The sequence below is a fragment of the Pseudomonas sp. PA-1-6B genome (assembly GCF_021609545.1).
In the GTDB taxonomy this organism is placed as follows: domain Bacteria; phylum Pseudomonadota; class Gammaproteobacteria; order Pseudomonadales; family Pseudomonadaceae; genus Aquipseudomonas; species Aquipseudomonas fluorescens_BV.
In genome coordinates, this window is the sequence record NZ_WJZM01000003.1 from 40,998 (window position 1) to 67,062 (window position 26,065).

Annotated in this window: 27 protein-coding genes and 1 pseudogene; 9 read left to right on the forward strand and 19 right to left on the reverse strand. The window is 60.9% G+C overall.

Going from position 1 to position 26,065, the window contains the following annotated elements; all coding sequences use genetic code 11:
- The first annotated feature begins 66 nt into the window (after window positions 1-66).
- Together tagQ and GIV35_RS02685 are read left to right on the forward strand one after the other, a co-directional pair.
- The gene (tagQ, locus tag GIV35_RS02680) at window positions 67-990 is read left to right on the forward strand and encodes a type VI secretion system-associated lipoprotein TagQ (RefSeq protein WP_003195532.1); all 924 of its coding nucleotides are present in this window, start codon (window positions 67-69) and stop codon (window positions 988-990) included.
- Between the two features lie 124 nt (window positions 991-1,114).
- Window positions 1,115-1,489 carry a hypothetical protein gene (locus tag GIV35_RS02685; protein WP_003195530.1) on the forward strand — a complete coding sequence of 125 codons (375 nt, stop codon included), beginning with the start codon at window positions 1,115-1,117 and terminating at the stop codon, window positions 1,487-1,489.
- Between the two features lie 129 nt (window positions 1,490-1,618).
- On the opposite strand, the gene GIV35_RS02690 is transcribed toward GIV35_RS02685, so the two are convergent.
- The 6 genes from GIV35_RS02690 to exbB form a co-directional block, all read right to left on the reverse strand.
- A complete protein-coding gene (locus GIV35_RS02690; protein WP_236264189.1) occupies window positions 1,619-3,019 on the reverse strand; it encodes an aminoacyl-tRNA deacylase and HDOD domain-containing protein in 1,401 nt (466 codons plus the stop codon).
- A gap of 77 nt (window positions 3,020-3,096) precedes the next feature.
- A complete protein-coding gene (gene recG / locus GIV35_RS02695; RefSeq protein WP_034129255.1) occupies window positions 3,097-5,172 on the reverse strand; it encodes an ATP-dependent DNA helicase RecG in 2,076 nt (691 codons plus the stop codon).
- Window positions 5,173-5,180: 8 nt separating this feature from the next.
- Window positions 5,181-6,101: a hydrogen peroxide-inducible genes activator gene (locus GIV35_RS02700; RefSeq protein ID WP_003195523.1), complete on the reverse strand. Its 921-nt coding sequence runs from the start codon at window positions 6,099-6,101 to the stop codon at window positions 5,181-5,183.
- A gap of 156 nt (window positions 6,102-6,257) precedes the next feature.
- Entirely contained in the window at window positions 6,258-7,004 is a 747-nt protein-coding gene (locus GIV35_RS02705) for an energy transducer TonB family protein (RefSeq protein ID WP_003195521.1), read from the reverse strand.
- Window positions 7,001-7,426 carry a TonB system transport protein ExbD gene (gene exbD, locus GIV35_RS02710; RefSeq protein WP_003195519.1) on the reverse strand — a complete coding sequence of 142 codons (426 nt, stop codon included), beginning with the start codon at window positions 7,424-7,426 and terminating at the stop codon, window positions 7,001-7,003. The genes GIV35_RS02705 and exbD overlap by 4 nt, the downstream gene beginning before the upstream one ends.
- Before the next feature lie 6 nt (window positions 7,427-7,432).
- Entirely contained in the window at window positions 7,433-8,416 is a 984-nt protein-coding gene (exbB, locus tag GIV35_RS02715; RefSeq protein WP_105228966.1) for a tonB-system energizer ExbB, read from the reverse strand.
- A gap of 188 nt (window positions 8,417-8,604) precedes the next feature.
- On the opposite strand from exbB, the gene GIV35_RS02720 reads away from it, so the two are divergent.
- Window positions 8,605-9,456 carry an SDR family oxidoreductase gene (locus tag GIV35_RS02720; protein ID WP_236264190.1) on the forward strand — a complete coding sequence of 284 codons (852 nt, stop codon included), beginning with the start codon at window positions 8,605-8,607 and terminating at the stop codon, window positions 9,454-9,456.
- Between the two features lie 126 nt (window positions 9,457-9,582).
- Here GIV35_RS02720 and GIV35_RS02725 read toward each other — a convergent pair whose 3' ends face one another.
- From GIV35_RS02725 to GIV35_RS02750, 6 genes are all read right to left on the reverse strand, one after another.
- Entirely contained in the window at window positions 9,583-10,323 is a 741-nt protein-coding gene (locus GIV35_RS02725; RefSeq protein WP_105228965.1) for a hypothetical protein, read from the reverse strand.
- A 56-nt stretch (window positions 10,324-10,379) separates the two neighbouring features.
- Window positions 10,380-10,760, reverse strand: a complete 381-nt coding sequence (locus GIV35_RS02730; protein WP_003176922.1) for a RidA family protein — start codon at window positions 10,758-10,760, stop codon at window positions 10,380-10,382.
- A gap of 24 nt (window positions 10,761-10,784) precedes the next feature.
- Window positions 10,785-12,890 (reverse strand): bifunctional GTP diphosphokinase/guanosine-3',5'-bis pyrophosphate 3'-pyrophosphohydrolase, encoded by a 2,106-nt coding sequence (gene spoT / locus GIV35_RS02735; RefSeq protein ID WP_003195510.1) that lies wholly within the window; start codon window positions 12,888-12,890, stop codon window positions 10,785-10,787.
- 60 nt (window positions 12,891-12,950) lie between these two features.
- On the reverse strand, window positions 12,951-13,214 hold the full coding sequence (gene rpoZ, locus GIV35_RS02740; RefSeq protein WP_003195508.1) for a DNA-directed RNA polymerase subunit omega: 264 nt from the start codon (window positions 13,212-13,214) through the stop codon (window positions 12,951-12,953).
- Between the two features lie 167 nt (window positions 13,215-13,381).
- A complete protein-coding gene (gene gmk, locus GIV35_RS02745) occupies window positions 13,382-14,002 on the reverse strand; it encodes a guanylate kinase (RefSeq protein WP_019818119.1) in 621 nt (206 codons plus the stop codon).
- A gap of 10 nt (window positions 14,003-14,012) precedes the next feature.
- Window positions 14,013-14,876, reverse strand: coding sequence for a YicC/YloC family endoribonuclease (locus GIV35_RS02750; RefSeq protein WP_236264191.1), 864 nt, complete (start codon window positions 14,874-14,876; stop codon window positions 14,013-14,015).
- A 217-nt stretch (window positions 14,877-15,093) separates the two neighbouring features.
- On the opposite strand from GIV35_RS02750, the gene rph reads away from it, so the two are divergent.
- The gene (gene rph, locus GIV35_RS02755) at window positions 15,094-15,816 is read left to right on the forward strand and encodes a ribonuclease PH (RefSeq protein WP_236264193.1); all 723 of its coding nucleotides are present in this window, start codon (window positions 15,094-15,096) and stop codon (window positions 15,814-15,816) included.
- Window positions 15,817-15,838: 22 nt separating this feature from the next.
- Window positions 15,839-16,207 carry a DUF4870 domain-containing protein gene (locus GIV35_RS02760; RefSeq protein ID WP_236264194.1) on the forward strand — a complete coding sequence of 123 codons (369 nt, stop codon included), beginning with the start codon at window positions 15,839-15,841 and terminating at the stop codon, window positions 16,205-16,207.
- 59 nt (window positions 16,208-16,266) lie between these two features.
- On the opposite strand, the gene GIV35_RS02765 is transcribed toward GIV35_RS02760, so the two are convergent.
- Window positions 16,267-17,046, reverse strand: coding sequence for an exodeoxyribonuclease III (locus GIV35_RS02765; RefSeq protein WP_003195493.1), 780 nt, complete (start codon window positions 17,044-17,046; stop codon window positions 16,267-16,269).
- 82 nt (window positions 17,047-17,128) lie between these two features.
- On the opposite strand from GIV35_RS02765, the gene pyrE reads away from it, so the two are divergent.
- Entirely contained in the window at window positions 17,129-17,773 is a 645-nt protein-coding gene (gene pyrE / locus GIV35_RS02770; protein WP_105228962.1) for an orotate phosphoribosyltransferase, read from the forward strand.
- 166 nt (window positions 17,774-17,939) lie between these two features.
- Here the strand turns inward: pyrE and argB are convergent, their stop codons facing one another.
- The 4 genes and pseudogenes from argB to coaBC all read right to left on the reverse strand — a co-directional run bounded on the left by argB (window position 17,940) and on the right by coaBC (window position 22,195).
- Window positions 17,940-18,845 carry an acetylglutamate kinase gene (gene argB, locus GIV35_RS02775; RefSeq protein ID WP_003213275.1) on the reverse strand — a complete coding sequence of 302 codons (906 nt, stop codon included), beginning with the start codon at window positions 18,843-18,845 and terminating at the stop codon, window positions 17,940-17,942.
- A gap of 19 nt (window positions 18,846-18,864) precedes the next feature.
- Window positions 18,865-20,271: pseudogene (locus tag GIV35_RS02780) on the reverse strand (phosphomannomutase/phosphoglucomutase); the annotation flags it as partial.
- Between the two features lie 254 nt (window positions 20,272-20,525).
- Window positions 20,526-20,981 (reverse strand): dUTP diphosphatase, encoded by a 456-nt coding sequence (gene dut, locus GIV35_RS02785; RefSeq protein ID WP_197880309.1) that lies wholly within the window; start codon window positions 20,979-20,981, stop codon window positions 20,526-20,528.
- Window positions 20,982-20,986: 5 nt separating this feature from the next.
- A complete protein-coding gene (coaBC, locus tag GIV35_RS02790) occupies window positions 20,987-22,195 on the reverse strand; it encodes a bifunctional phosphopantothenoylcysteine decarboxylase/phosphopantothenate--cysteine ligase CoaBC (protein WP_054919730.1) in 1,209 nt (402 codons plus the stop codon).
- Window positions 22,196-22,337: 142 nt separating this feature from the next.
- Between coaBC and radC the strand changes: the two genes are divergently transcribed.
- A complete protein-coding gene (gene radC, locus GIV35_RS02795) occupies window positions 22,338-23,012 on the forward strand; it encodes a RadC family protein (RefSeq protein ID WP_236264196.1) in 675 nt (224 codons plus the stop codon).
- A 55-nt stretch (window positions 23,013-23,067) separates the two neighbouring features.
- Here the strand turns inward: radC and GIV35_RS02800 are convergent, their stop codons facing one another.
- Complete coding sequence (locus GIV35_RS02800; RefSeq protein ID WP_089041524.1) at window positions 23,068-24,660, reverse strand: ABC transporter substrate-binding protein; 1,593 nt, start codon at window positions 24,658-24,660, stop codon at window positions 23,068-23,070.
- A 457-nt stretch (window positions 24,661-25,117) separates the two neighbouring features.
- Here GIV35_RS02800 and rpmB point away from each other — a divergent pair, with 457 nt between their 5' ends.
- Window positions 25,118-25,351, forward strand: coding sequence for a 50S ribosomal protein L28 (gene rpmB / locus GIV35_RS02805; RefSeq protein ID WP_003176907.1), 234 nt, complete (start codon window positions 25,118-25,120; stop codon window positions 25,349-25,351).
- An 11-nt stretch (window positions 25,352-25,362) separates the two neighbouring features.
- On the forward strand, window positions 25,363-25,518 hold the full coding sequence (gene rpmG, locus GIV35_RS02810) for a 50S ribosomal protein L33 (protein ID WP_003176906.1): 156 nt from the start codon (window positions 25,363-25,365) through the stop codon (window positions 25,516-25,518).
- A 71-nt stretch (window positions 25,519-25,589) separates the two neighbouring features.
- Here the strand turns inward: rpmG and GIV35_RS02815 are convergent, their stop codons facing one another.
- Window positions 25,590-25,952 (reverse strand): cupin domain-containing protein, encoded by a 363-nt coding sequence (locus GIV35_RS02815; RefSeq protein WP_202692635.1) that lies wholly within the window; start codon window positions 25,950-25,952, stop codon window positions 25,590-25,592.
- Between the last annotated feature and the right edge of the window lie 113 nt (window positions 25,953-26,065).

Consider the following 26,065-nt stretch of genomic DNA (forward strand, 5'->3'; position numbering starts at 1 on the left):
GCTTGGAAGGGACTCAGGCGGCGGTGGGCCGTGCTGGGCAAGTCAAACTTAACAGAGATCACATCTATGCTTTTTTCCCGTAAGGCGGTTTCCAAGCGTCACCTGCTGCTGATCGCAGCTGGTTTCAGCACCGTGTTGACTGGTTGCGCTACGTCGCCTGCGTCCAAGGTGGCGTCGAGCACCAAGGTCGAGTACTACCCCAACTGCTACGAGCCGGTGCAGCACCTGCGCGCCACCGATTCGGACATGACCAAGTCGGTCGTCACCGGTGCCGCGATCGGCGCGGCCGGCGGTGCCCTGCTGGGCGCGCTGACCGGCGACAAGGACAGCCGTGGCCGCAATGCCGCGATCGGTGCCGCAGGCGGCGCCCTGGCTGGCGGTGCGGCGGGTTACTACACCGAGCGCCAGAAGCAGATCACTGATGACAACCAGCGCATCGCGTCCTACTCCACTGACTTCAACAAAAGCGCCTCGGACATCGACCGCAGCACCGCCTATGCCAAGGCCTCGCAGCAGTGCTACCAGAGCGCATTCACCAAGCTGGTGGCTGATCGCAAGGCCAAGACCGTCAACGACACCGAAGGCCGCAAGCGCCTGGCGGAAATCGTCGCGGGCCTGAAGGAGTCCAATGACCTGATCGTGACGGTCAACGGCAAAGCCAGCGAAGACCTGAACAACTACACCCAGGCCTACGAGAAAGACCTGCAACAGGTCGGCGTACAGCGCAGCGATGTGGTGACCGTGGCCACCGCCGATACCACGCCAGTGGTCGCTCCGGCCAAGGGCAAGAAAGCCGTCAAGCCAGCCAAGAAGCCGGTTCTGCCGACAGTGCCGAAAGAAGCGGTCACCACCGAACGTAGCATCCAGACCGTGCAGGCCAAGCAAGCTGAAAGCAAGCAGGTCGCCAGTGCGGGCAAGACCCAGATCGAAGCAACCTGCCGCAATCCAAACCTGGCCGACTGGGCGCCAGTGCCTTGCCCTAACGTTTAAGTACTTGTTGCTATAAGCGTTAAACGCCAACCGATCTGCGCCTAAAGCGCGAGATCGGTGGCGTTCCTTTTGCAAATCGTTACACTGCTGCGGCCACTCCAATAAATACACCGAGGCCGTGTGCATGAAATTTCGTCTTCTCCTGTGGGTGCTGGGCCTGATGATGGGCAAAGCCAGCCGCACCAACCCCGCCTTCCAGCAGCAACTGGGTGACAAAGACCTGGCCTTCCAGCTGCAGACCCTCGACGGCAAGGTTGCCCGTCACTTCATCGTCAAAGACCAGCGCATCACCAGCCGCTCAGGTGTCCACCCGGCGCCGGCCTTCGCGATTGCCTTCAAGGATGCCGCCTACGGCTTCGCCACGATGCAGGCGAAGAACAAGCAACTGGCGTTCATGACGGGGATTCAGGACAAGTCGATCCAGATCAAGGGCAACCCGGCACTGGTGATCTGGTTCCAGGGCCTGACCAAGTATTTGAAGCCGAAGAAAAAGAAGTAGGTGGTCAGGTAGACCGAGTTGACTTCATCGCAGGCAAGCCAGCTCCCACAGTGACCGCGTTCCAACTTGGAAATACGGTCAACTGTGGGAGCTGGCTTGCCTGCGATAGCGGTGTAACAGGCGGTGGGCTTACCCCTGGCTGAACTGCGAAGCCAATTCGCGCAACAGCACTTCGGCATCCAGCACTTTACCCACCACGTCCTCGGCCTTCTCGCGGCTCAGGCCCAGGCGCTCCAGCAATGCGTCCGGAATGGATTCATCCGGCCCGGAGCCGATCCCCCGGCTGCGCAACAGGCGCACCGCCAGGCACACCAGGTTTGGGTACTCGGCGTATTGCCCGTCATACGTGGGGTCGTGCTGGAAGCGCAGGGCGGTGCACAGTTCGTCCGGCATGTCCCAGTAGCGCATCAGCCAGGCGCCGATCTGTTCGCGGCTGATGCCCAGCAAATGTTGCTCGACGTAGCTGTGGCACAGGTGCGGGTTGACCTCCAGGTGGCGGCAGATCAGCGAGAAGTGCGGCGGAAACACGTGGGCCAGCAGCAGGTAGCCGAAGTTGTGCAGCAAACCTGCCAGGTAGGTCAGGCCGGCTTCCGGGCGTTGGGCGCGGGGCATGGCGCGGGTCAGGCCCTCGATCACGGCGGCGGTGTAGATCGACTGGTGCCAGTACGGCGTGGACAGGTGCGGGCGGTCCTTGGGCAGACTCAGGGTTTTGCCCAGGGCCAGGCCCAGCGCCAGGTTGATCACAAGATCAAAGCCCAGCACGCGCACGATGGCGTCTTCGACTGAGCGGATCTTGCCCGGCGAGGCGTAGTAGGGCGACGCGGCCCAGCTTACGACCTGGGCGGCAAGGGCCGGGTCGGTTTCCACCACGCCAGTAATGTCGTCGATGGTGGCGTTGGGATCCACGCGCAGCTTGATGATCTTCTGCGCCGTGTCGGCCAGCGGCGGAATTTCGATGGTCGCTTCCAGGCGTTGCTGGATACGGCGAGCGGTGAAGGCTTGCATCGCCTGGGTGATTTCCTCGCGGTCATCATTGGGGCGGTCGAGGTTCGGACGGATGTTGCTCAAGGGCTCACCGAACTGCCCGGCGCTGGCCTTGGTGAGCAGGCTCTTGAAGGCGTCGGTGGGGATTTCCAGCAACAGCCCGGCTTCGCCCGAATGCACCAGCAGGCTCGGCTCATTGAGCAAACGGCCTTCGTACAGGCACGGCGAACTGGTCAGTGGCGGCAAGCCCGGCAGCAGGCTCAGGTCATGCTTGCCCAGCATGCGCTCGACCCGCTCGGGGGCGACGGCCGTGAGGCGGCGACCGGTGAGTTCGGCGAGGCGGTTGAGGTCCAGCAATTGGCTTTGGGGAAACAGCACCATGAGCGCGCCAACCGCATCTTCAAGCAACACCGCCTGGACCTTTCGGGCAGGGTTCAGGCCAGGCTGTTCGATAACTTCCGTGTAGGGGATGGCGAGCTTTGCGAGCAGCGCCCGAATGACCGGCGGGGCGGTCAGTGGGGCTGTGGCGAGGGCAACTTCTGACATGGCCTGATCCAATTTCTTACATTCATTGGAGTATAACCAGCTTGATACGGGTGTTGGTCGGATAAGTGCGTCAGGCGTCACACTTGGCCGTATTGCTGGCCGTGGCGCAGCCAGCGGTTGAGCAAGGGGCTGACGTGATCGGGCCAACGTTCGAGCAATGCTTGCGCAGCATCGCGCACGGCGGGCAGCAGGTCGGCATCGCGCATCAGGTCGGCGACCTTGAATTGCAGCAGGCCGGTCTGGCGGGTGCCGAGCATTTCACCGGGGCCGCGCAGTTCGAGGTCTTTTTCGGCAATGACAAAACCGTCGTTGGTTTCGCGCATGATGCCCAGGCGCTGTCGACCGATCTGCGACAGCGGCGGATGATAGAGCAGCACGCAGTGGCTGGCTGCACTGCCCCGGCCAACCCGCCCGCGCAACTGGTGCAGTTGCGCCAGGCCCAGGCGCTCGGGGTTTTCGATGATCATCAGGCTGGCGTTGGGGACGTCCACGCCCACTTCAATCACGGTGGTAGCCACCAGCAATTGCAGGTTGCCGGCCTTGAACTCGGCCATTACCGCGGCTTTTTCCGCCGGTTTCATACGGCCATGGATCAACCCCACCTTGAGCTCACCCAAGGCACTGGTGAGGTCTTCATAAGTGGTTTCGGCGGCCTGGCAGGTCAGTTCTTCGGACTCTTCGATCAGGGTGCACACCCAGTACGCCTGGCGGCCTTCGGCGCAGGCACCGCGCACGCGCTCGATCACTTCGACGCGCCGGGTGTCGGTGACCAGCACGGTGTTGACCGGGGTACGCCCCGGCGGCAGTTCGTCGAGGATCGAGGTGTCGAGGTCGGCGTAGGCGCTCATGGCCAGGGTGCGTGGGATCGGCGTGGCGGTCATGATCAACTGGTGCGGGTTCATGCGCCCGCCCACGCCTTTCTGGCGCAGGGCCAGGCGCTGTTGCACGCCAAATCGGTGCTGTTCGTCGATGATCACTAGCGCAAGGTTCTTGAACTGCACTTCGTCCTGGAACAGCGCATGGGTGCCCACCACCATCGGTGCGCCGGCGGCGATCTGCTCCAGGGCGGCCACGCGGTTCTTGCCTTTGAGCTTGCCAGCCAGCCACGCCACCTCCAGGCCCAGCGGTTCGAGCCAGCGCTTGAAGGTGATGAAGTGTTGTTCGGCGAGGATTTCCGTCGGTGCCATCAGCGCCACTTGATAGCCAGCTTCCAGGGCTTGCAGGGCGGCCAGGGCAGCGACCACGGTTTTGCCTGCCCCTACGTCACCCTGGATCAACCGCAGCATCGGTTCTTGCTGGCTGAGGTCGTAGGCGATCTCATTGCCCACGCGCTGTTGCGCGCCGGTGGGCGCAAAGCCGAGGTTGGCCAGGTATTGTGCGGGCAGCCGCGTGGCCCTGGGCATCGCCGGGGCGCGCAGGGAACGCATGCTTTCGCGCAGGCGTTGCTGGGACAGCTGGTGCGTGAGCAGTTCTTCAAAGGCCAGGCGATGTTGGGCCCAATGATGACCGAGGGCGAGTTCGTCCACATCGGCATCGGCGGGTGGGTGATGCAAATACCGAATCGCATCGGCCAGGGGCGCCAGCTGATAATCGCGGGCCAACTCCAGGGGCAGCCAATCGGGCAGGCTTTGCGGGCCGAGCATCGTCAGGGTTTGCATGCACAACTGGCGCAGGCGTTGCTGGGTCAGGCCCTCGGTCAGCGGGTAGATCGGCGTGAGCGTGGTGTCCACCGGTGGCGGCTCATCGCCGGTAATGGCGCGGTATTCCGGGTGGTAGATTTCCAGGCCCGATGCGCCAGGGCGTGCCTCGCCGTAGCAGCGCACGCGGGTGCCACGCTTGAGGCCTTCCTTCTGCGCGTTGCTGAAGTGGTAGAAGCGCAGGCTCAAGCCGCCAGTGCCGTCCTGCAGGCGCACCACCAGGCTGCGGCGCTTGCCCATCACCACGTCGGCGCCACTGACGGTGCCTTCGATCACCGCGTCTTGCCCAGGGCGCAAATGGCCGATGGGCACCACGCGGGTGCGGTCCTGGTAGCGCAGGGGCAGGTGGAACAGCACGTCCTGAAGGTTCTCCAGGCCGACTTTGGCCAGCTTCTCGGCCATGGCCTCACCGACACCCTTGAGTGCCGTCACCGACACCTGCGACAGCTCAGTCATACCGCGGCTTAGCTCGCAACGGGCGGCTTGGCCACCGAACACAGGCGGATCGAGTCCGCGAGGATCTCAATCGCTTTGGGGCGCGGGAAGCTGGCGCGCCAGGCAATCGCTACGGTACGGAACGGCACCGGCGGCGTGAGTGGGCGCACTTCGATCACGCCCTGGGCGTAGTGATGGCTGTCTACCGCAGACAGCGGCAGGATCGAGATACCCAGGCCGGAAGCGACCATATGGCGAATGGTTTCCAGGGAGCTGGATTCCACCGTGGTGTGCTTGGCGCCGTCGTTGCCCTTGGTCAGGGTCGGGCAGGCTTCCAGCACCTGGTCGCGGAAGCAGTGGCCTTCACCGAGCAGCAGCAGGCTCTTGTCATTGAGCAGGCCGGCGTCGATGGTGTCCTTCTTGGTCCACGGGTGGGAGGCTGGCATCAGCACGTAGAACGGCTCGTCGTAGAGCGGCAGGGTCAGCACGTCCGCTTCGTTGAAGGGCAGGGCGATGATGATCGCGTCCAGCTCGCCGTTGCGCAGTTTATCGCGCAGCACGTGGGTGAAGTTTTCTTCGATATACAGCGGCATCTGCGGTGCGACGCGATGCAGTTGCGGGATCAGGTGCGGGAACAGGTAGGGGCCGACCGTGTAGATCGCGCCGACCTTGAGCGGCGCGGTCAGCTGGTTCTTGCCGGCCTGGGCCAGTTCGCGAATGCTTTGCGCCTGTTCCAGGACCTTCTGGGCCTGGGCAACGATGCCTTCGCCCACCGGGGTGAGGCGCACGGCGCTCTTGCTGCGCTCGAAAATCAGCACACCGAGTTCGTCTTCAAGCTTTTTCACACCCACCGACAGCGTCGGCTGGCTGACGTGGCAACGCTCGGCTGCATGGCCGAAGTGCTGTTCTTGGGCGAGGGTCACGATGTAGCGTAATTCTGTAAGAGTCATAGCGGGCGTCCATGAGGTTGCGGGCCAAGCATACCGGCTGCAATCGATAGACGCACGTTATCAGAACTTTGCTGGGGATTGAGTGGGGAGTGTCGGAATTTTACTGAAGTAATAAAGCGAATGTGGGAGGGCACTAGTCCCTCCCACAGTGCTCTGTCAGCGGCGACGCTTGTCGATGTTGTAAACGAACGGCGCGACCAGTTCGACGCTGCCGTTTTTCAGCAGATCGGCGGGTGGCTTGGGTAGCGGTTGAGCCTTGCGGATCATCTCCAGGGTCGCACGGTCTAGGTCGGCGTTGCCGGAGCGGCCTTCCAGTTCGTAGGACAGCACATTACCTTCGCCATCGACCACGAAGCGCAAGCGGTTCATACCTTCCTTGCCACTGCGTTGGGCGCCGGGCGGGTACTTCTTGTACTTCTGCAGATGCGCCAACAACGTGCTTTGCCAGGATGCCTGGGCGGCCAGCTGCTGTGCCGACGGGCCTGGCGTAGGCTGGGCGGACTTCTGCGCAGGTGCGTTGCTCGGCGGCGTTTCGCTCGGCGGCTCCTCGGAAGGTTTCTCCTTGGGTGGCTCGGGCTTCTTCTCCACCGGCTTTGGCGGTTGTGGCTTGGGTTTGGGCTTGACCGGCTTGGGCACCTGGATCGTTGGCTTGGGCGCCTCGGCCAGCTTCGGCAGGGGCAGCTCTTCGACCGGTGGTGGCGGCGGCGCAACGACCTTGGGCGGTGCTGGAGGCGGCGGCGGTGCTGGCAGCGGCGCCAGGTCGATGACCATGGCGGCGGGTGGCAGCTGGATCGCCTGCGGCGCGGACCATTGGAGCGCGATGATGATCGCGACGGCATGCACGCCCAGCACGACGGCGAGGCTGGTGCCATAACGCGTCAGTTTGTGGCGCGTCGTGATCATTTCTTGGCTGCCGTCTCAAGTCCGACCAGGCCTACCTTGAGGTAGCCGGCTGCCCGCAGGGCATCCATCACGCTCATCAGGTCGCCATAGTCCACGCCTTTGTCGGCCTGGAAGAAGATCGTCGTGTCTTTCTTGCCTTGGGTCTTGGCATCCAGCACCGGGCCCAGGGTTTCGGCTTTGACTTCTTCTTCGCCCAGGAACAGGCGTTGGTCCGCCTTGACGCTGAGGAAAATCGGCTTCTCCGGCCGCGGCGCCGGCTTGGCGCTGGACGCGGGCAGGTCCACCTTGATGTCCACGGTCGCCAGCGGTGCCGCCACCATGAAGATGATCAGCAGCACCAGCATCACGTCGATAAACGGCGTGACGTTGATTTCGTGGTTCTCGACGAGTTCGTCGTCGCCTTGATTCAAATGCAGGCCCATGGCCGATTACCCCACTTTCACCATGTGCGGTTGCGAGCTGCGCTCGGTAGGCAGGTGATCGAGGTCACGGCTGACGAGCAACAGGACTTCTGCCGACGCATCCGACACCTGGGCCTTGTAGCCGGCAATCGAACGGGCGAAGACGTTGTAGATGACCACCGCAGGAATTGCGGCAACCAGGCCCAGGGCGGTAGCCAGCAGGGCTTCGGCGATGCCGGGGGCAACGACGGCGAGGTTGGTGGTCTGGGTTTTGGCGATGCCGATGAAGCTGTTCATGATGCCCCACACGGTACCGAACAGGCCGACGAAGGGTGCGGTGGAACCGATGGTAGCGAGTACGCCGGTGCCGCTGCTCATGTTACGGCCACAGGCGGCTACCAGGCGCTCAAGGCGGAAGCTGACGCGCTCCTTGATGCCTTCTTTTTCACGGGTGTTGGCCGACAGGCGCATTTCTTCCAGTGCGTCGTGCACCAGCAGGTTGGCCAGGGTGCCCTTCTTGGTCGCGGTTTCGCTCGCTTCCTTGAGGGTGGTGGCTTTTTTCAGATGGACGATTTCAGCGCGCAGACGACGCTTGGCGCCCAACAGCTCGAAGCCTTTGGCAATCCAGATGGTCCAGGTGATGATCGAGGCAATGGCCAGGCCGATCATTACGGCTTTCACCACCACGTCAGCATTCTGGTACATGCCCCATGGCGACAAGTCGTGGGCCATGCCCAGGGTGTTGTCTTCTTCCAGCACCACGCCGGTTTCGTCGGCAGGTGCGGCGGCGCCGGCGGCCTGGGCCGGGTCGGTGGCCACTGGCGCGACGGCAGGCGTTGCCGCAGTAGCGGCATTTTGCTCGGCAGCTGCCGGAGCGGCTGGGGCAGTGGCGTCAGCGAATGCGGCGGTCGGTGCCAGCAGTACGCTGAACAGCATCGCAGCAATCGCACGCCAGGCGCGGGAGGGGCTGTGAAGCTTGGTTGGCGAAGCGGGGGTTGTAAGACGTGTCATGCTGGCCGGACCTGAGAGAAAAAATGGGTGATCGTCCTTCCAGACCATTTAGGGTCGAGGACAAATGGGCGGTTATTATTGCAAGTAATTCTTGTTAACTAAAGTGGCACTGTTACTTTATTTCGCTTTTTACTGGCCGTTGATCCACTCGCGCGGCTAATCTGCGCCTTTGAGAATGGAGTTTTATGATGTCTGCGCCTTCTGTTGTGATTGCCGGTTGCGGTGATGTGGGTAGTCGGCTGGCTAGCCAATTGCTGGCCTCGGAATGGGAGGTCCACGGCCTGCGCCGCGATATTTCACGCTTGCCCGACGGCGTGATCGGGATTGCCGGCGATCTGTTCAACAAGGACTGCCCGGACACCTGGCCGATCGGCGGGGTGGATTATCTGGTGTACTGCGCCGCTGCCACCGACCACGACGAGGCCGGCTATCGCGCCGCCTACGTGCAAGGGTTGCAGCATGTGTTGGAGTGGTTGGAAGACTACGGCCAGACGCCCAAGCATTTGCTGTTTGTCTCCAGCAGCAGTGTGTATGGGCAGCAAAACGGCGAGTGGGTCGACGAAACGTCCGAGACGCAAGCGAAGGGCTATTCCGGGCAGGTGATGCTGGAAGCTGAACAGGTGGCGCTCAACAGCGGTATTCCAGCGACTATCGTGCGACTGACCGGGATTTACGGCCCGGGTCGGGAATGGCTGCTCACTCAAGTTCGCCAAGGCTATCGCGTAGCGGTTGACCCGCCGTTGTATGGCAACCGTATCCACGCCGATGACGCCGCGGGCCTGCTCGCCTTCTTGCTGCGACATGTGGAAAAGGGCGGTTCGCTGGACAAGGTCTATATCGGCGTTGACGATGCACCGGCACCCCTGGCCGAGGTGGTGGCCTGGTTGCGCGAGTACCTGGGTGTGGCCGAATGGGCCGAGGACGCCAGTGTGCGGCGTGCGGGGAGCAAGCAGTGCAGTAATGCACGTATCAAGGCGCTTGGCTGGACGCCGACATACCCGACTTACCGGGAAGGCTATGCGGCGATTCTGAAAGGCTGAAGCGCGGCAAAAAATGTGGGAGCTGGCTTGCCTGTGATAGCGGTATATCAATCACATCTTTGTTGGATGTAATACCGTCATCGCAGGCAAGCCAGCTCCCACATTTGGATTTGGGCGAGGCTTTTATTACTTCTCAAGCAACCATTGGCGAGGGCCTGGCGTAAACGAAGGTACTTCATCGGCCTGCGCGGTATTGATCGCCTGGAAGATCTCCAGTTGTTTACCCTTGCGCGTGAAGATCCATGGGTTGCCCTGGCCGTCCAGTTGCAGCCAGATGCTGTCGTAGCCGCCGCTCATGGAGGCGCAATCGCCTGCCAGGCAGAGTGAATAGCGATCAACCCCCGGCAGGCCGGCGACCTTGCCGTCTGCCTGGAACTGCACCGTGGCACCGCTGCCGGTGCCGTCGCTGATCTTCCAGTCGCCGCCCATATAGGCCGCATACAGCGCGCGCTCGAAGGTGGCGCCCAGTGGCGCGCCTTCCGGTGCGGGTTCTTTGGCGCGAGCAAACAGCTGTTCGGGCTCATTGTCGTTGGCCACTTGCAGCAGTTGCCTGCCTTTGCGCTTGAGTTCGGTGGCTGAGCTGCCATAGAAGTCCACGCTCCACGCGCCGGGTTTTTCACCCGACAACTTGCCTTCCGCCACTTCAAAACCGTTGTAGTAGCGCGCCTGCAAAGCCTTGGTGTTGACCTCCCACTCGAGGTTGGGGCCATAGGACTGCAGGGCTTCACGCAAAGGGCCGCCCTTGGCTGCCGCGTCGATGGCGGCCTGGTTGATCCAGGTACCGCTTACATCCAGGTCGGCGGGGTTGCTGGCACAGCCGCCGAGCAACAGGGCGAGCAACGAGGAGGCTACAAGCGCTTTGCGCATTACGAAATCCTTCTGAAACGAAGTCGGCGCAGCCTGTTTGGGCTGCGCCGGGTGTTTTACTCGATGACCAGAATGGCGTCCATCTCAACCTGTGCGCCCTTTGGCAGGGCGGCGACGCCGATGGCGGCGCGGGCTGGGTAAGGTTGTTCGAAGTACTTGCCCATGATCTCGTTGACCTTGGCAAAGTGGCTGAGGTCGGTGAGGAAGATGTTCAGCTTGACGATGTCCTTGAACGAACCACCGGCAGCTTCAGCCACGGACTTGAGGTTTTCAAAGACCTGCACGGTCTGGGCTTCGAAGCCTTCAACCAGTTCCATGGTCTTTGGGTCCAACGGGATCTGGCCGGACATGTAGACGGTGTTGCCCGCCTTGATCGCCTGGGAATAAGTGCCGATGGCGGCTGGAGCTTTATCGCTGGTGATAACTGTCTTGGTCATGAATGACTCCTTGTAATGGATCGGTTATGCACGCATGCGGGTGATGCGGATCACACCGGTCAAGGCGCGCAACTTTTTGATCACGCGGGCCAGGTGCACGCGGTCGTGCACGCTGACCACCAGTTGGACCACGCTGATGCGACCATCGCGTTCGTCCATGCTGATTTTCTCGATATTGCCGTCGGCTGCGTTGACACTGCTGGCCAGCAGGGCGATGAGGCCGCGCTGGTGTTCCAGCTCAACCCGCAGTTCGACGTTGAATTCGCCGGTGACATCTTTGGCCCACGAGAGCTGGATGCATTTTTCCGGGTTGTGGCGGATTTCGGTGATGTTGCGGCAGTTGTCCAGGTGCACCACCATGCCTTTGCCTGCGGACAAGTGGCCAACAATCGGGTCGCCCGGGATCGGCGTGCAACATTTGGCGTAGCTGAGCACCAGGCCCTCGGTGCCGCGAATCGCCAGTGGGCCTTCGGGGCTCGGCAACTGTTCGCCTTCGCCCAGCAGGCGGCGCGCAACCACGTAGGCCATGCGGTTGCCCAGGCCGATATCTTCCAACAGGTCTTCGATGGTTTCCTGGCGGTACTCGTGGAGCATCGCTTGCACGCGCTCTTGCGGGATCTTGTCCAGGGCGCTGTCGAAGCCGTTGAGCACCTTGTTCAGCAGGCGTTCGCCCAGGCTGATGGACTCGGAGCGGCGCTGCAATTTCAGTGCGTGGCGAATATGCGTACGCGCCTTGCCGGTGACCACAAAGTTGAGCCAGGCCGGGTTCGGGCGAGCGCCCGGTGCGCTGACGATCTCTACCGTTGAACCGCTTTGCAGCGGTTCGGACAGCGGGGCCAGGCGCCGGTTGATGCGACAGGCGATGCAGCTGTTACCGACATCGGTGTGCACCGCGTAGGCAAAGTCGACCGCCGTGGAGCCTTTGGGCAGCTCCATGATCCGGCCTTTGGGCGTGAATACGTAGACCTCGTCCGGGAACAGGTCGATCTTCACGCTTTCGATAAATTCCAGGGAGTTGCCGGCACGTTGCTGCATTTCCAGCACGCCCTTGACCCATTGGCGCGCGCGAGCATGGGTGCCTTTGGGCTGCTCGTCGCCGCTGGACTTGTACAGCCAGTGGGCGGCGATGCCGTTGTTGGCCATCTCTTCCATTTCGCGGGTGCGGATCTGGATCTCGATCGGCACGCCGTGCATGCCAAACAGGGTGGTATGCAGCGACTGGTAGCCGTTGGCCTTGGGAATTGCGATGTAGTCCTTGAAGCGGCCCGGCAGGGGCTTGTACAAATTATGTACAGCGCCCAGTACGCGGTAGCAGGTATCGACTTTGTCGACGATGATCCGGAACGCATAGACGTCCATGATCTCGTTGAAGGCCCGACGCTTGCCGCGCATCTTTTTATAGATGCCGTAGATGTGCTTCTGCCGACCGCTGACCTCGCCCTCGATCTCGTCGATCGCCAGGCAATGGCTCAGGGACTCTTCGATCTTGTTGACGATTTCCTTGCGGTTGCCCCGTGCGCGCTTGACCGCCTGGTAGATGCGCGCCGAACGCATGGGGTGCATGGCTTTAAAACCCAGGTCTTCGAATTCGATACGAATGGCGTGCATGCCCAGCCGGTTGGCGATGGGCGCATAGATTTCCAGGGTTTCCTTGGCGATGCGCCGGCGCTTTTCGCCGGACAGCACTTCCAGCGTGCGCATGTTGTGCAGCCGATCGGCCAGCTTGACCAGGATCACCCGAATGTCTCGGGCCATGGCCATGGCCATCTTCTGGAAGTTTTCCGCCTGGGCTTCGGCCTTGGTCTCGAAGTTCATCTGGGTCAGCTTGCTGACCCCGTCGACCAGTTCGGCCACGGTTTCGCCAAATTGCGCACTGAGCGCTTCCTTGGCAATGCCGGTGTCTTCGATCACGTCATGCAGCATCGCGGCCATCAGGCTCTGATGGTCCATGTGCATGTCAGCAAGAATATTGGCCACCGCAAGAGGATGGGTGACATACGCCTCGCCGCTACGCCGGCGTTGGCCGTCGTGGGCTTGTTCGGCGTAGAAATACGCTCGGCGAACCAGGTTGACCTGGTCTGCGCCGAGGTAGGCCGATAAGCGATCGGCGAGGGCGTCTATGCTCGGCAAAGTGTGAACTCCTGCCGATGGCTGTGACCCCGCGCCGTGCTACGTCGACCAGGCATAGGCTTAGACGTCCTCGTTGGACTCGCCTTCGAACGCTGCAAACAGCGGTTCGTCTTCAACGATTTCGGCGTTGGCGATGAACTCGTAGCTCATCAGGCCTTCAGCGATTTCACGCAGGGCTACAACGGTAGGCTTGTCGTTTTCCCACTGGACCAGAGGCTCTTTGCCGCCAGTGGCCAGTTGACGGGCACGCTTGGTAGAGAGCATGACCAGCTCAAAGCGGTTATCCACGTGTTCTAGGCAGTCTTCAACGGTTACGCGGGCCATGGTATTCCTCGGAGCGAATGCAAGATGCGCGCTGCCCGGTTGGGCGAGCGGACTGAGCAGTTTAAAAAATCACCAGCGTTTAGGGAAGCGCTGATTTTTCGCAGGCCTTCGCAAAACCGCTACAAGTGCCAATGTAAGGCCCTTGCAGCTGTTTTGGGAAGAGTCAATCAGCCGAGCAATTCGGCGAGTAATTTGCCGAAACGCTGCTGTTGGCGCTTTTGCTGCAGTTGGTTGGCGCGGAAAATCGCCTTCAAATCATCCAGGGCGTGGGTAAAGTCGTCATTGATGATCAGGTAGTCGTAGTCGACGTAGTGGCTCATTTCGCTGACGGCTTCACGCATGCGGCCCTCGATAATTTCATCGCTGTCCTGGCCGCGGTTGGTCAGGCGTTGGTGCAGGGCTTGGAGTGAGGGCGGCAGGATGAAGATGGAGCGCGCCTTGGGCATCAGCTGGCGCACTTGTTCGGCGCCCTGCCAGTCGATCTCCAGAATCAGGTCGTGGCCTTCGTCCAGGGTCTGTTGCAGGTGGCTCTGCGAGGTGCCGTAGAGGTTGCCGAACACTTCGGCGCGCTCCAGGAAATCCCCGTGTTCGATCATCTTGACGAATTCGGTACGCTCGACAAAGTGATAGTGCACGCCGTCCACTTCGCCCGGGCGCATGGCGCGGGTGGTGTGCGAGACCGAAATGCGGATCTGCTCGTCAGCGTCGGTCAAGGCCTTGACCAAGCTGCTCTTGCCCGCGCCCGAAGGGGCGGAAATGATGTAAAGGGTGCCGGTGCTGTGGGTCATGGAGGGTGCCTTACTCAATATTCTGTACTTGTTCGCGCATTTGCTCGATCAACACTTTGAGGTTGACCGCCGCCGTGGTGCTGCGCGGGTCGAACGCCTTGGAGCCCAGTGTATTGGCTTCGCGGTTGAGTTCCTGCATCAGGAAGTCCAGGCGCCGACCGGCGGCACCGCCGGACTTGAGTACGCGGCGCACTTCAAGGATGTGGGTGCTCAGGCGGTCGAGTTCTTCGGCCACGTCGCTCTTCTGCGCGAGCAGGACCATTTCCTGTTCCAGGCGCGTCGGATCGAGGTCGGCCTTCATGTCGGTGAAGCGGTCGAGGACCTTCTGGCGCTGGGTGGCGAGCATCTGCGGTACCAATTCGCGCAGGGTCACTACGTCGGCTTCGATCGATGTCAGCCGCTCGTTGATCAGGCGCGCCAGTTCGGCGCCTTCGCGTTCACGGCCGGCCTTGAGTTCCTTCAGGCCCTGGTTGAGCAGGGCGAGGGCTTCGGCATTCAAGGCCTGTGGGTCTGCCGCGTCGGCCACCAGCACGCCGGGCCAGGCCAATACTTCCAGAGGGTTCAATGCGGCTGGCTGTTTGATCAGGCCGGCGATGGTTTCGGCCGCGGCCACCAGTTGGGCGGCGCGGTCGCGGTCGACCTGCAGCGGCTTGCCGGTGGTTTCTTCGGTAAAGCGCAGAGTGCATTCCAGCTTGCCACGGGAAATGCCCTGGCGCAGCGCTTCACGAACCGCGCCTTCAAGGTCGCGGAATGACTCTGGCAGGCGCAGGTGCGGCTCCAGGTAACGGCTGTTGACCGAGCGCAGTTCCCAGCTGAGGGTGCCTTGAACCCCGGCTTTTTCGACACGGGCGAAGGCGGTCATGCTGTGCACCATGGAGGTACCTCGCGATGCAGTCCCGCAAATACGGGCTGATGGGTAAATTGAAGCCGACAGGCTGCGAAGGCGCAGGAGTGTAGCGCAGTGGGGCGGGTGCGCCAAAACAATGGCCGAGCGCCTGACCATTCGTAACCGAATTTTTTAGAAGTGCCTCGAACCGGCTTGCGGCTCTATAATGCTCGGCAGTTTTTCGTCCTCAGTACAGGTATCCCCTATGAAACGTCCAAGTGGTCGCGCTGCCGATCAGCTCCGCTCGATCCGCATCACCCGCAACTACACCAAACACGCCGAGGGATCCGTACTGGTCGAGTTTGGCGATACCAAGGTCATCTGCACTGTCAGCGTCGAAAACGGCGTGCCGCGCTTCCTCAAGGGCCAGGGCCAGGGTTGGTTGACCGCTGAATACGGCATGCTGCCGCGCGCCACTGGCGAGCGTAACCAGCGTGAAGCCAGCCGTGGCAAGCAAAGCGGGCGTACCCTGGAAATCCAGCGCCTGATCGGCCGCTCCCTGCGTGCCGCCCTGGATATGTCCAAGCTGGGTGACGTCACCCTCTACGTCGACTGCGACGTGATCCAGGCTGACGGCGGTACCCGCACGGCGTCCATCACCGGCGCCATGGTGGCCCTGGTCGACGCTTTGAAAGTCATCAAGAAGCGTGGCGGCCTGAAAGCGGGTGACCCGCTCAAGCAGATGATCGCCGCTGTGTCGGTTGGCATGTACCAGGGCGAGCCTGTGCTGGACCTGGACTACCTGGAAGACTCGGCCGCCGAGACCGACCTCAACGTGGTCATGACCAGCACCGGTGGGTTCATCGAAGTGCAGGGCACTGCCGAAGGCGCGCCATTCCAGCCGGCTGAGCTGAACGCCATGCTGGCCTTGGCCCAGAAAGGCATGACCGAAATCTTTGAATTGCAGAACGCCGCGCTGGCTGACTGAGCCGGCCCCAAGGAGAAACGCCATGAATGACAGCCAGTTGCCGGTTCCGGCACCGTCCAAGGAAGTACGCCAGTGGGCAATGTTGTGTCATTTTGCGGCATTTCTGGGGTTGGTATTCCCCTTCGGCAGCTTGCTGGGGCCGTTGATCCTGTGGCAGTTCAAGAAGGACATGGACCCGCTCATCGATGACCAGGGCAAGGAGGCGCTGAATTTCCAGATCACCGTGGCGATCGCCTGGCTGGTGTGCCTGTTGCTGGGCTTCGTGGTCGTTGGCTTCTTGCTGATGACCATACTGGTGATTGGTGCATTGATACTGACGATCATCGCCGGTATCAAGGCCAACAAAGGCATTGCCTATCGCTATCCGTGGACCTGGCGCCTGGTCAAGTAACCGAGCGGCCACAAAAAAACCGACATCACTGTCGGTTTTTTTGTGCCTGGAAAACGACCTCAGATGGTCAATGTCCAGTCGTAGTCCACGATCAGCGGCGCGTGCTGCGAGAAGCGCGGCTGGCGCGGCAGGCGTGCACTGCGTACGAACCGGCGCAGACCTGGGGTCAGCAGCTGGTAGTCGAAACGCCAGCCCAGGTTGAGCATCTCAGCCTGTTCGTTATCTGGCCACCAGCTGTACTGGTCGCCTTCGCGGCTGACTTCGCGCAGGGCATCGACATAGCCCATGTTGCCGACAATCTCGTCCATCCAGGCGCGTTCTGGCGCCAGGAAGCCCGGGGATTGTTGGCTGTCGCGCCAGTTCTTGATATCCAGCTTCTGTTGCGCCACGTACAGCGAGCCACAATAAATGTACTCGCGACGTTTGCGTCGCTGTTTATCCAGGTAACGGGCGAAATCGTCCATTAGCTTGAATTTCTGGTTCAAGTCTTCATCGCCGTTCTGCCCGGAAGGAAGCAGCAAGGTCGCGATGCTGACCTTGTCGAAATCGGCTTGCAGGTAACGCCCGTAGCGGTCGGCTGTCTCGAAGCCGAGGCCGCTGATGACCGCCTTGGGTTGCAACCGCGAGTACAAAGCCACGCCACCTTGGGTGGGCACTTCGGCATCGCAGGCATAAAGGAAGTAGCCATCCAGTTGGAAGGCTGGGTCGTCCAGTTCAAAGGCGGAGGCACGGGTGTCCTGCAGGCAGATGACGTCGGCATTCTGTGCTTGCAGCCAACTGAGCAAACCACGCTCGACTGCAGCCTGAATACCATTAACGTTCACACTGATGATCCGCATAAATGGCCCCAAAAATCGCGTGCGTGTATGATACACGCCGTCCACCCAATTAGCTAAATCCGTGGTATCTGAGGCTTTTTTCATGCAGGCGTATCAGCGCGATTTCATTCGTTTTGCCATCGATCGCGGCGTTTTACGCTTCGGTGAGTTCACCCTCAAGTCCGGGCGCACCAGCCCGTACTTCTTCAATGCGGGCCTGTTCAACTCAGGTTCGGCCCTGGCTCAGCTGGGCCGTTTCTATGCGGCAGCCATCGTTGAGAGCGGTATTTCCTTCGACGTACTCTTTGGCCCGGCCTACAAGGGTATTCCCCTGGCAGCGGCGACGGCGGTAGCCCTGGCGGAGCATCACGGGCAGGACTTGCCGTGGTGTTTCAACCGTAAGGAAGCCAAGGCCCATGGTGAAGGTGGCAGCCTGGTCGGCGCGCCATTGGCCGGCGATGTGCTGATCATCGATGACGTGATCACCGCGGGTACTGCTATCCGTGAAGTGATGCAGATCATCGCTTCCCAGGACGGCGCCAAGGCTGCCGGTGTGCTGATCGCCTTGAACCGCCAGGAGCGCGGCAACGGTGAGTTGTCGGCGATCCAGGAAGTGGAGCGTGACTTCGGCATTCCGGTGGTGAGCATCGTGTCGTTGAACCAGGTGTTGCAGTTCCTGGAAGACGACCCGCAGCTCAAGCAACATTTGCCGGCTGTGCGTGCATACCGCGAGCAGTTCGGCGTCTGACACTGAATCCTGTGGGAGCGGGCTTGCCCGCGATAGCGGTGTGTCAGGCGGTGCATTTTTGCATGTACTGCCGTCATCGCAGGCAAGCCAGCTCCCACATGTGAACTGTTTACAAACAAAAGGCCCCGCTCAATTCAATTGAGCGGGGCCTTTTGCTTTGCAGCGATCAAGGACGCTTGCGGTTACTGATCAGCGTGCCCACACCGGTATCGGTGAAGATTTCCAACAGGATTGCATTTGGCACGCGGCCATCCAGGATCAGCGAGCTGCCGACGCCGCCCTGCACCGCTTCCAGTGCGCAACGGATCTTCGGCAACATGCCGCCGTAGATGGTGCCGTCGGCGATCAGGTCGTCTACCTGCTGGGTAGTCAAGCCGGTCAGTACCTTGCCTTCCTTGTCCATCAAGCCGGCGATGTTGGTCAGCAGCATCAGCTTTTCAGCCTTCAGTGCTTCCGCCACCTTACCGGCTACCAGATCGGCGTTGATGTTATAAGACTCGCCATTAGCACCCACGCCGATCGGCGCAATTACCGGGATGAAGTCGCCCTTGACCAGCAGATTGAGCAAATCGGTGTTGATGCCGATGACTTCGCCCACCTGGCCGATATCGATGATTTCCGGCTGGGTCATTTCGGGTGTCTTACGGGTAACGGTGAGCTTTTTCGCACGGATCAGCTCGGCATCCTTGCCGGTCAGGCCGATGGCGCTGCCGCCGTGGCGGTTGATCAAGTTGACGATGTCTTTGTTGACCTGGCCGCCGAGGACCATTTCCACCACGTCCATGGTTTGCGCGTCAGTGACACGCATGCCATCGATGAAGTGACTCTCGATCGACAAACGCTTGAGCAGGTCGCCAATTTGCGGGCCGCCGCCGTGGACGACCACGGGGTTGATCCCCACAGCCTTCATCAGCACGATGTCGCGGGCAAAGCCGGTTTTCAGCTCATCGCTTTCCATGGCATTGCCGCCGTACTTGATCACCAGCGTCTTGCCGACGTAGCGTCGAATGTAAGGCAACGCTTCGGACAGGACCTTGGCGGTGTTGGCAGCGGCTTCGCGTTCGAGGGTCATTCAGGGCTCCGGGCAAAAATCAGAACGGTAATTGGAGATCAGGGGCAACACGTTTCAACTGGGCGTGGAACACGTCCTTGATGCGCTGCAACTCAGCCTCGGTATCCGCCTCGAAACGCAGGACCAGCACCGGTGTGGTGTTGGACGCGCGAACCAGGCCCCAGCCTTTGGCGTAATCGACTCGCACACCATCAATGGTGGTCAGGTTGGCGCCTTCACCCCATTGCGCATCGTGCAATGCGTCAATGATGCTGAATTTGCTCTCCTCGGTCACATGGATATTGATCTCTGGTGTAGAAATATCATTCGGGAAGGTCTGAAACAGCTCTTCGGCCGTGGATTTCTCCTTGCTGAGGATCTCCAGCAGGCGAGCGGCACTGTAGATACCATCGTCAAACCCGAACCAACGTTCTTTGAAGAACACGTGACCGCTCATTTCACCGGCCAACAGCGCGCCGGTTTCCTTCATTTTCTTTTTGATCAACGAGTGACCGGTCTTCCACATTAGCGGGCGACCACCGTATTCCTTGATCAATGGCGTTAGGCGACGAGTGCATTTCACATCGAAGATGATCTCGGCGTTGGCATTGCGTGCAACCACGTCTCGAGCAAACAGCATCAACAGGCGGTCCGGGAACACGATCTCGCCGGTTTCGGTCACCACGCCCACACGGTCGCCGTCGCCATCGAAGGCCAAGCCGACGTCGGCGCCCACTTCCTTGACCTTGGCAATCAGGTCTACCAGGTTTTCCGGCTTGCCTGGGTCCGGGTGATGGTTGGGGAAGTTGCCGTCCACTTCGCAGAACAGTGGGATCACTTCGCAGTTCAGGGCTTCAAGCAATTGCGGGGCAATCACACCCGCTGCGCCGTTGCCGCAATCCACCACGACTTTCAAGCGGCGGGCGAGCTTGACGTCACGGGTGATTTCATCGGAGTAGCGCTGGAGGATATCGACCTTGGTGATGCTGCCGGTGCCGCTGGTTAGGTCGTTTGTCTTCAGGCGGGTGTGCAGGGCCTGGATCTGTTCATTGGCCAGGGTGTCGCCAGCGATGACGATCTTGAAGCCGTTGTAATCCGATGGGTTGTGGCTGCCCGTGAGCATGACCCCGGACTTGCCCGCCAGTACGTTGGCGGCGTAGTACAGCGCGGGGGTTGGCACCAGGCCGACGTCGCTGACATGGCAGCCGCTGTCAGCCAGGCCCTGGATCAGTTGCTCGACCAATTCCGGGCCGGACAAGCGGCCGTCACGGCCTACCGAGACGTTGGGTTCGCCTTGGGCGAGGCTCTGGGAGCCGATGGCGCGGCCGATCCAGTAGGCGGTTTCGGCGGTCAGGGTCTTGGGGACCACACCACGGATGTCATAGGCGCGAAAAATGCTGTCGGGAAAGGTCGGGGCTACGCGGGCTGCGGTACTCATCGCGGGGGAAACTCCATCTGAAAGGGGGCAAGGCGGGCCTGATGTGGCTGGCCGGCAGGCTCAAACTGAAGGGTATGACGGCGTTTTCGGCAGAGAGTTCGTGGTGTAAAAATGCCATCGGCGCTTCGGTCTCGGCATTATTTTTACGTAATCCTTTGATTTCATTATAGAAATCTCGATGATCATTTCCGCGCATTCTTTATCCTGAAAGGCCGGGCGGCGGTGCGTGGCCGGACGATTGCGCCCGGCCACGTTCAGCTTAGTCAGTGACTGCCGGAATGCCCAAAACCGCCTGCACCACGTTGGGTTTCGTCGAATTCCTGTACCAATTCGAAATGCGCCTGCACCACCGGCACCAATACCAACTGGGCAATGCGCTCGCCGACGGCGATGTTGAAAGCAGTCTGGCCACGGTTCCAGCACGACACCATCAACTCGCCCTGGTAGTCGGAGTCGATCAGGCCGACCAGGTTGCCGAGCACGATGCCATGTTTGTGACCCAGGCCGGAGCGCGGCAGGATCAGCGCCGCCAGGCCAGGATCGCCGACATAGATCGACAGGCCAGTGGGGATCAGGATGGTCTGGCCCGGCTCAAGGACGGTGTCTTGCTTGAGCATGGCGCGCAGGTCCAGGCCGGCGGAGCCCGGTGTGGCGTAGGCCGGCAGAGGGAATTCGTTGCCGAGGCGTGGGTCGAGAATCTTGGCTTGCAAAGCGTGCATGGACATTAAACCTGGTTCAGCCGTTGGGCGATAAAAGAGATCAGTTGGCGGGCAATCTTGCCCTTGCTGGTCTGGGCGAAAAGGGTGGCGTGCAGTTCACGGTCGATCACGCTGCACGCATTTTCCTCGCTGTTGAAGCCGATGCTCGGGTTGGCGACATCATTGGCAACGATCAGGTCGAGGTTTTTGTCTTTCAGTTTGCGTGCGGCGTAGTCCAGCAGGTGCTCGGTCTCGGCTGCGAAGCCGACGCTGAACGGACGGTCCGCACGGGTAGCGATGGTGGCCAGGATGTCCGGGTTACGCACCATTTGCAGGAGCAGGCCGTCGCCGCTCGTAGGGTCTTTCTTGAGCTTCTGCGGGGCCACGACCTCGGGTCGGTAATCCGCAACCGCTGCCGAGGCGATAAACAGGTCGCAGGGAATGGCGGCTTCGCAGGCCGCCAACATGTCCCGGGCGCTGACTACGTCGATACGCGTAACGCGATCAGGGGTCGGCAAATGTACCGGGCCGGTGATCAGTGTGACCCGTGCGCCTGCCTCGACCGCAGCTTCTGCCAACGCGAAGCCCATTTTTCCTGAGCTATGGTTGGTGATGTAGCGCACCGGGTCGATGTTTTCCTGGGTCGGGCCGGCGGTGATCAGCACGTGCTTGCCGGTCAGGGCCAGATGCTGGAAGCACTCGGCGGCGCACTGCGCGAGGTCCGTTGCTTCGAGCATGCGGCCCAGGCCGACGTCGCCGCAGGCCTGGCTGCCGGAAGCCGGGCCGAACACCTTGAGGCCGCGGGTTTGCAGGAGTTGGGTATTGGCCTGGGTGGCCGGATCGCGCCACATGGCCTGGTTCATGGCCGGTGCGATAGCGACGGTGGCGTCGGTGGCCAATACCAGGGTGGTGAGCAGGTCATCGGCAATGCCCTGGGCCAGGCGGGCGATCAGGTCGGCAGTGGCCGGGGCTATCAGCACCAGGTCGGCCCATTTGGCCAGTTCGATATGGCCCATGGCGGCTTCTGCGGCCGGGTCCAGCAGGTCGAGGTGAACCGGGTGGCCGGACAACGCTTGCATGGTCAGCGGGGTGATGAACTCACTGCCACCACGGGTCATGACCACGCGCACTTCGGCGCCCTGGTCCAGGAGCCTGCGAACCAACTCTGCGCTCTTGTAGGCGGCAATGCCGCCGCCGACGCCGAGAACGATGCGTTTCCGATACAGACGCTGCATTGGTTTGCCTTTCCAGTTCAGTGATGCCAGTTCAATGACACCTGCGATGACCCCTCCCCAGGTGAAATCGCAGGCAAAAAAGAGGGCCCTACGATAACACAGCGCCCGCCGGGCAACAGCGGAGCAGATACAGGGAGGTGGGATGAGTATTCGTGATTGGCCCGTGGCAGAGCGTCCACGGGAGAAGTTATTGGAAGGCGGCGCGGCGAGCCTGTCCGATGCCGAGCTGTTGGCGATCTTCCTGCGTACGGGGGTGGCCGGCCGAAGTGCGGTGGATCTGGCGCGCCATCTGTTGGCGCAATTCGGTGGCCTGCGCCCGTTACTGGAGGCCAGCCAGACGTTGTTCAGCCAGCATCTGGGGCTGGGGCCGGCGAAGTTTGCCCAGTTGCAGGCGGTGCTTGAGATGTCCCGGCGCCACCTGGCCGAGCGCTTGCGGACTGACTCTGTGCTGGAAAGCCCGCTGGCCGTGCGCGAGTACCTCAAGGCACTGCTGCGCCATGAGCCCCATGAGATCTTCGGCTGCCTGTTCCTGGACTCCAAGCATCGGGTGCTAGGGTTCGAGGTCATGTCCCAAGGCACGATCGACGCTGCGATTGTCTATCCGCGACAGGTGGTCAAGCGCGCCTTGGCGTACAACGCGGCAGCGTTGATCCTGTGTCATAACCATCCGTCGGGGAGCACGGAGCCCAGCGCGGCTGATCGAAAATTGACCAAGCTGCTGCAAAAGGCGCTGGACGTGGTGGATGTGCGGGTGCTGGACCACATCATCGTGGGGGATGGTGACCCGCTGTCGATGGCTGAATACGGTTGGCTTTAGAGCGGCAGCGGCCAGGTTCAAGCTGCAAGCTTCAAGTGGGCTTGCAGCTTGCTGCTTAGGGCTTGAGGCTGACTTTCGAATAGTCCTGGCGCCCGAACGGGCTTACCTGGTACCCCTGGATGTTCTTGCGGGTCAAGGCAAACGCCGTCGGATGCGCCAGTGGCAGCCACAGCGCCTGTTGCTGGATCTGCGCCTGGGCCTGCTGATACAGCTTGCTGCGCACACCTTGCTCACTGGTGGTTTTGCCCGCACTGATCAACTTATCCAGGGTGGGGTCGCAATAGCGGGCAAAGTTGGTGCCGGACTTCACCGCGGCGCAGGAGAACTGCGGCGTCAGGAAGTTATCCGGGTCGCCGTTGTCCCCAGCCCAGCCCATGAACAGCAAGTCGTGCTCGCCGGCCTTGGCGCGGCGGATCAACTCGCCCCATTCGATCACGCGAATCTCGGCCTGGATGCCAACCTTGGCCAGGTCGGCCTGCAACAGTTGGGCGCCTAGGTTCGGGTTGGGGTTCAGCAGGCTGCCGGTAGGGCGGGTCCATATCGTGGTTTTGAAACCGTCCTTGAGCCCGGCGCGGCCCAGCAACGCCTTGGCTTTGGCGAGGTCCTGCGGGTAGCCTGGCAACTCTTTGGCATAGCTCCAGGTGTTCGGCGGGTAGACACCGTTGGCCGCTTCGGCGGTGCCTTCGAACACGGCCTTGAGGTAGCTGCCCTTATCAAAGGCCAGGTTGATCGCCTGGCGCACTTCGGGCTTGTCCAGCGGTGGGTGCTGGCTGTTGATGGCGACGAACGCGGTCATGAAGGCGGCGGTTTTTTCCACCTTCAGCGCCGCGTCTTTTTCGGCCTCGCCCACATCCAGAGGCTTGGGTGACAGGGCGATCTGGCATTCATCGCGGTGCAGCTTCTGCAGGCGTACGTTGGCGTCCGGGGTGATGGCGAAAATCAGGTTGTCCACCGCCGGTTTGCCGGCGAAGTAGTCCGGGTTGGCCTTGTAACGCACCACGGCATCTTTCTGGAAACGCACGAACACAAACGGGCCGGTGCCGATTGGCTGGCTGTTGAGCTTCTCGGGTGTGCCGGCCTTGAGCAATTTATCGGCATATTCAGCCGGATAGATCGACGCAAAGCCCATGCTCAGTGCTGGGAGGAAGGTGGAATCGGCATGGTCGAGGGTGAAGCGCACGGTCAGTGGGTCAAGGGCGTCGATTTTCTTCACCAGTGCCGGCAATTGCAGGGATTGGGCGTGAGGAAAGCCGCTCTGGGCGATCTTGTGCCACGGGTTGGCCGGGTCGAGCATGCGCTCGAAGCTGAAGCGTACATCTTCGGCGGTCAGGGTGCGGCTTGGGCTGAAATAGCTGGTGCGATGGAATTTCACATCGGGGTGCAGTTTGAAGGTGTACGTCAGCCCATCGGGCGACACTTCCCAGCTATCTGCAAGGCTCGGTACCAACTTGCCACTGGCCGCGTCGAATTCCACCAAACGGTTCATCAGCACGTCGGCCGAGGCGTTGGTGGTGGTCAGTGAGTTGTACTGCACCACATCGAACCCTTCGGGGCTGGCCTCGGTGCATACGCTCAAGTTGGTGGCCGCAACGGCCATCGGCGCAATAAAGAGAGGGGCAAGCAATAGCGGTAGGGCAGCGAGGCGCATATTCGGTTTCCTGTGCAGATCGAAGGCCCATCTGCGAGTGCAGTCTGGAAAAAGCCTACCGTAGAGGTCTGATTGATAAATGACTAGCCCATTTTTGCCTGTGCTTTTGGCCAAAATGCTGTTTTGATGGCGCCTCAGCGTGTTTCGCCGTGCACTTCCCTGTGACCGCAGGCGTTGTAAATCATTCTGTGCGACGAGCGGTCGGCTGTTACAGCGGCCCCTCCTGGCAGCGGTTCAGGCACTTGTGGCCAAGATTTACGCTGCTAAAAGTACACAGGTTGTTGTTGCACTGGGGTCTTTCTGGTATAAAGCAGCGCTCTTTTCTAGGGGCCCGGTTCCTTCACTGTAGGTGTAGCCGGTAAGACCCTAAAGAAACGCGGCGCCTGGCGCCAAATGACTGAGAGATTAAGCGGCCAACCCATGCCGGGTTGGGCATGTGGTTTTAGAGGGCTGAGGCATGTCGAGAGTCTGTCAAGTTACCGGTAAGGGTCCGGTGACTGGGAATAACATTTCCCACGCAAATAACAAAACCCGTCGTCGTTTCCTGCCGAACCTGCAGCATCACCGCTTCTGGGTTGAAGAAGAGAAACGTTTTGTTCGCCTGCGTGTATCTGCTAAAGGCATGCGTATTATCGACAAGCGTGGCATCACTGTCGTGCTGGCCGAAATCCGCGCCGCTGGCAAGATCTAAGGAGCTCTATCATGCGTGAATTGATTCGAATGATCTCTAGCGCCGGTACTGGTCACTTCTACACTACCGACAAGAACAAGCGTACTACCCCGGACAAGCTCGAAAAGAAAATGTTCGACCCGCGCGTTCGCAAGCACGTGATCTACAAAGAAGGCAAAATCAAGTAATTGATTTTCTTCCTTGTGAAAAAAAGCCCGTATCTCACGATGCGGGTTTTTTTTTGCCTGGGGTTTGGTGATCAGGCTTTCTCTTCAAACACCACGTAGATCTTGCGGCACGCTTCCAGCACTTCCCAGGTACCGCTGAAACCGGCAGGGATCACAAAGCGGTCGCCGGCGCGCAGGGTCTTGGCATTCCCCTCGGCATCGCGCAACACCGACACGCCTTGCACGATCTCGCAGTACTCATGCTCGGTGTAATTGACCTTCCACTGGCCCACGTCACCTTCCCAGACGCCAGCGTTCATCTGGCCGCATGGGCTGTTGTAGTGGTTGTAGAGTGTCTGCTCGGGATCGCCCTTGAGGATTTTCTCGGCGGCAGGGCGGTAGCGTTCGGGGGCGGTGTTGGCTTGGCTGAAATCGACGATGTCCTGGATGCTCATGTGCATTTCCCGTCTGGCCTGCAGTTGGAGAGCCCAAAGTCTATGTTTATTAAAATGAACATCGCAAGGGCGTTTGCCGCCGTTCTGTCAAATATATTGAAACATCCCCAGCC

Bases quoted from the DNA above. Each gene is read 5' to 3' on its own strand.
- dut (WP_197880309.1), bottom strand. From the start codon at position 20,981: ATGCACGCTTTGCAAGCCAAGATTCTCGACCCACGCCTCGGCAACGAA.
- GIV35_RS02725 (WP_105228965.1), bottom strand. From the start codon at position 10,323: ATGCGCAAAGCGCTTGTAGCCTCCTCGTTGCTCGCCCTGTTGCTCGGC.
- rph (WP_236264193.1), top strand. From the start codon at position 15,094: ATGAAACGTCCAAGTGGTCGCGCTGCCGATCAGCTCCGCTCGATCCGC.
- GIV35_RS02700 (WP_003195523.1), bottom strand. From the start codon at position 6,101: ATGACTCTTACAGAATTACGCTACATCGTGACCCTCGCCCAAGAACAG.
- GIV35_RS02815 (WP_202692635.1), bottom strand. From the start codon at position 25,952: ATGAGCATCCAGGACATCGTCGATTTCAGCCAAGCCAACACCGCCCCC.
- argB (WP_003213275.1), bottom strand. From the start codon at position 18,845: ATGACCCTCGAACGCGAAGCCGCTGCCAACACCGCCAAGGTCCTGTCC.
- GIV35_RS02705 (WP_003195521.1), bottom strand. From the start codon at position 7,004: ATGATCACGACGCGCCACAAACTGACGCGTTATGGCACCAGCCTCGCC.
- tagQ (WP_003195532.1), top strand. From the start codon at position 67: ATGCTTTTTTCCCGTAAGGCGGTTTCCAAGCGTCACCTGCTGCTGATC.
- GIV35_RS02800 (WP_089041524.1), bottom strand. From the start codon at position 24,660: ATGCGCCTCGCTGCCCTACCGCTATTGCTTGCCCCTCTCTTTATTGCG.
- rpoZ (WP_003195508.1), bottom strand. From the start codon at position 13,214: ATGGCCCGCGTAACCGTTGAAGACTGCCTAGAACACGTGGATAACCGC.
- GIV35_RS02685 (WP_003195530.1), top strand. From the start codon at position 1,115: ATGAAATTTCGTCTTCTCCTGTGGGTGCTGGGCCTGATGATGGGCAAA.
- GIV35_RS02765 (WP_003195493.1), bottom strand. From the start codon at position 17,046: ATGCGGATCATCAGTGTGAACGTTAATGGTATTCAGGCTGCAGTCGAG.
- GIV35_RS02730 (WP_003176922.1), bottom strand. From the start codon at position 10,760: ATGACCAAGACAGTTATCACCAGCGATAAAGCTCCAGCCGCCATCGGC.
- GIV35_RS02750 (WP_236264191.1), bottom strand. From the start codon at position 14,876: ATGGTGCACAGCATGACCGCCTTCGCCCGTGTCGAAAAAGCCGGGGTT.
- radC (WP_236264196.1), top strand. From the start codon at position 22,338: ATGAGTATTCGTGATTGGCCCGTGGCAGAGCGTCCACGGGAGAAGTTA.
- rpmB (WP_003176907.1), top strand. From the start codon at position 25,118: ATGTCGAGAGTCTGTCAAGTTACCGGTAAGGGTCCGGTGACTGGGAAT.
- coaBC (WP_054919730.1), bottom strand. From the start codon at position 22,195: ATGCAGCGTCTGTATCGGAAACGCATCGTTCTCGGCGTCGGCGGCGGC.
- exbD (WP_003195519.1), bottom strand. From the start codon at position 7,426: ATGGGCCTGCATTTGAATCAAGGCGACGACGAACTCGTCGAGAACCAC.
- gmk (WP_019818119.1), bottom strand. From the start codon at position 14,002: ATGACCCACAGCACCGGCACCCTTTACATCATTTCCGCCCCTTCGGGC.
- GIV35_RS02760 (WP_236264194.1), top strand. From the start codon at position 15,839: ATGAATGACAGCCAGTTGCCGGTTCCGGCACCGTCCAAGGAAGTACGC.
- pyrE (WP_105228962.1), top strand. From the start codon at position 17,129: ATGCAGGCGTATCAGCGCGATTTCATTCGTTTTGCCATCGATCGCGGC.
- GIV35_RS02690 (WP_236264189.1), bottom strand. From the start codon at position 3,019: ATGTCAGAAGTTGCCCTCGCCACAGCCCCACTGACCGCCCCGCCGGTC.
- GIV35_RS02720 (WP_236264190.1), top strand. From the start codon at position 8,605: ATGTCTGCGCCTTCTGTTGTGATTGCCGGTTGCGGTGATGTGGGTAGT.
- recG (WP_034129255.1), bottom strand. From the start codon at position 5,172: ATGACTGAGCTGTCGCAGGTGTCGGTGACGGCACTCAAGGGTGTCGGT.
- exbB (WP_105228966.1), bottom strand. From the start codon at position 8,416: ATGACACGTCTTACAACCCCCGCTTCGCCAACCAAGCTTCACAGCCCC.
- rpmG (WP_003176906.1), top strand. From the start codon at position 25,363: ATGCGTGAATTGATTCGAATGATCTCTAGCGCCGGTACTGGTCACTTC.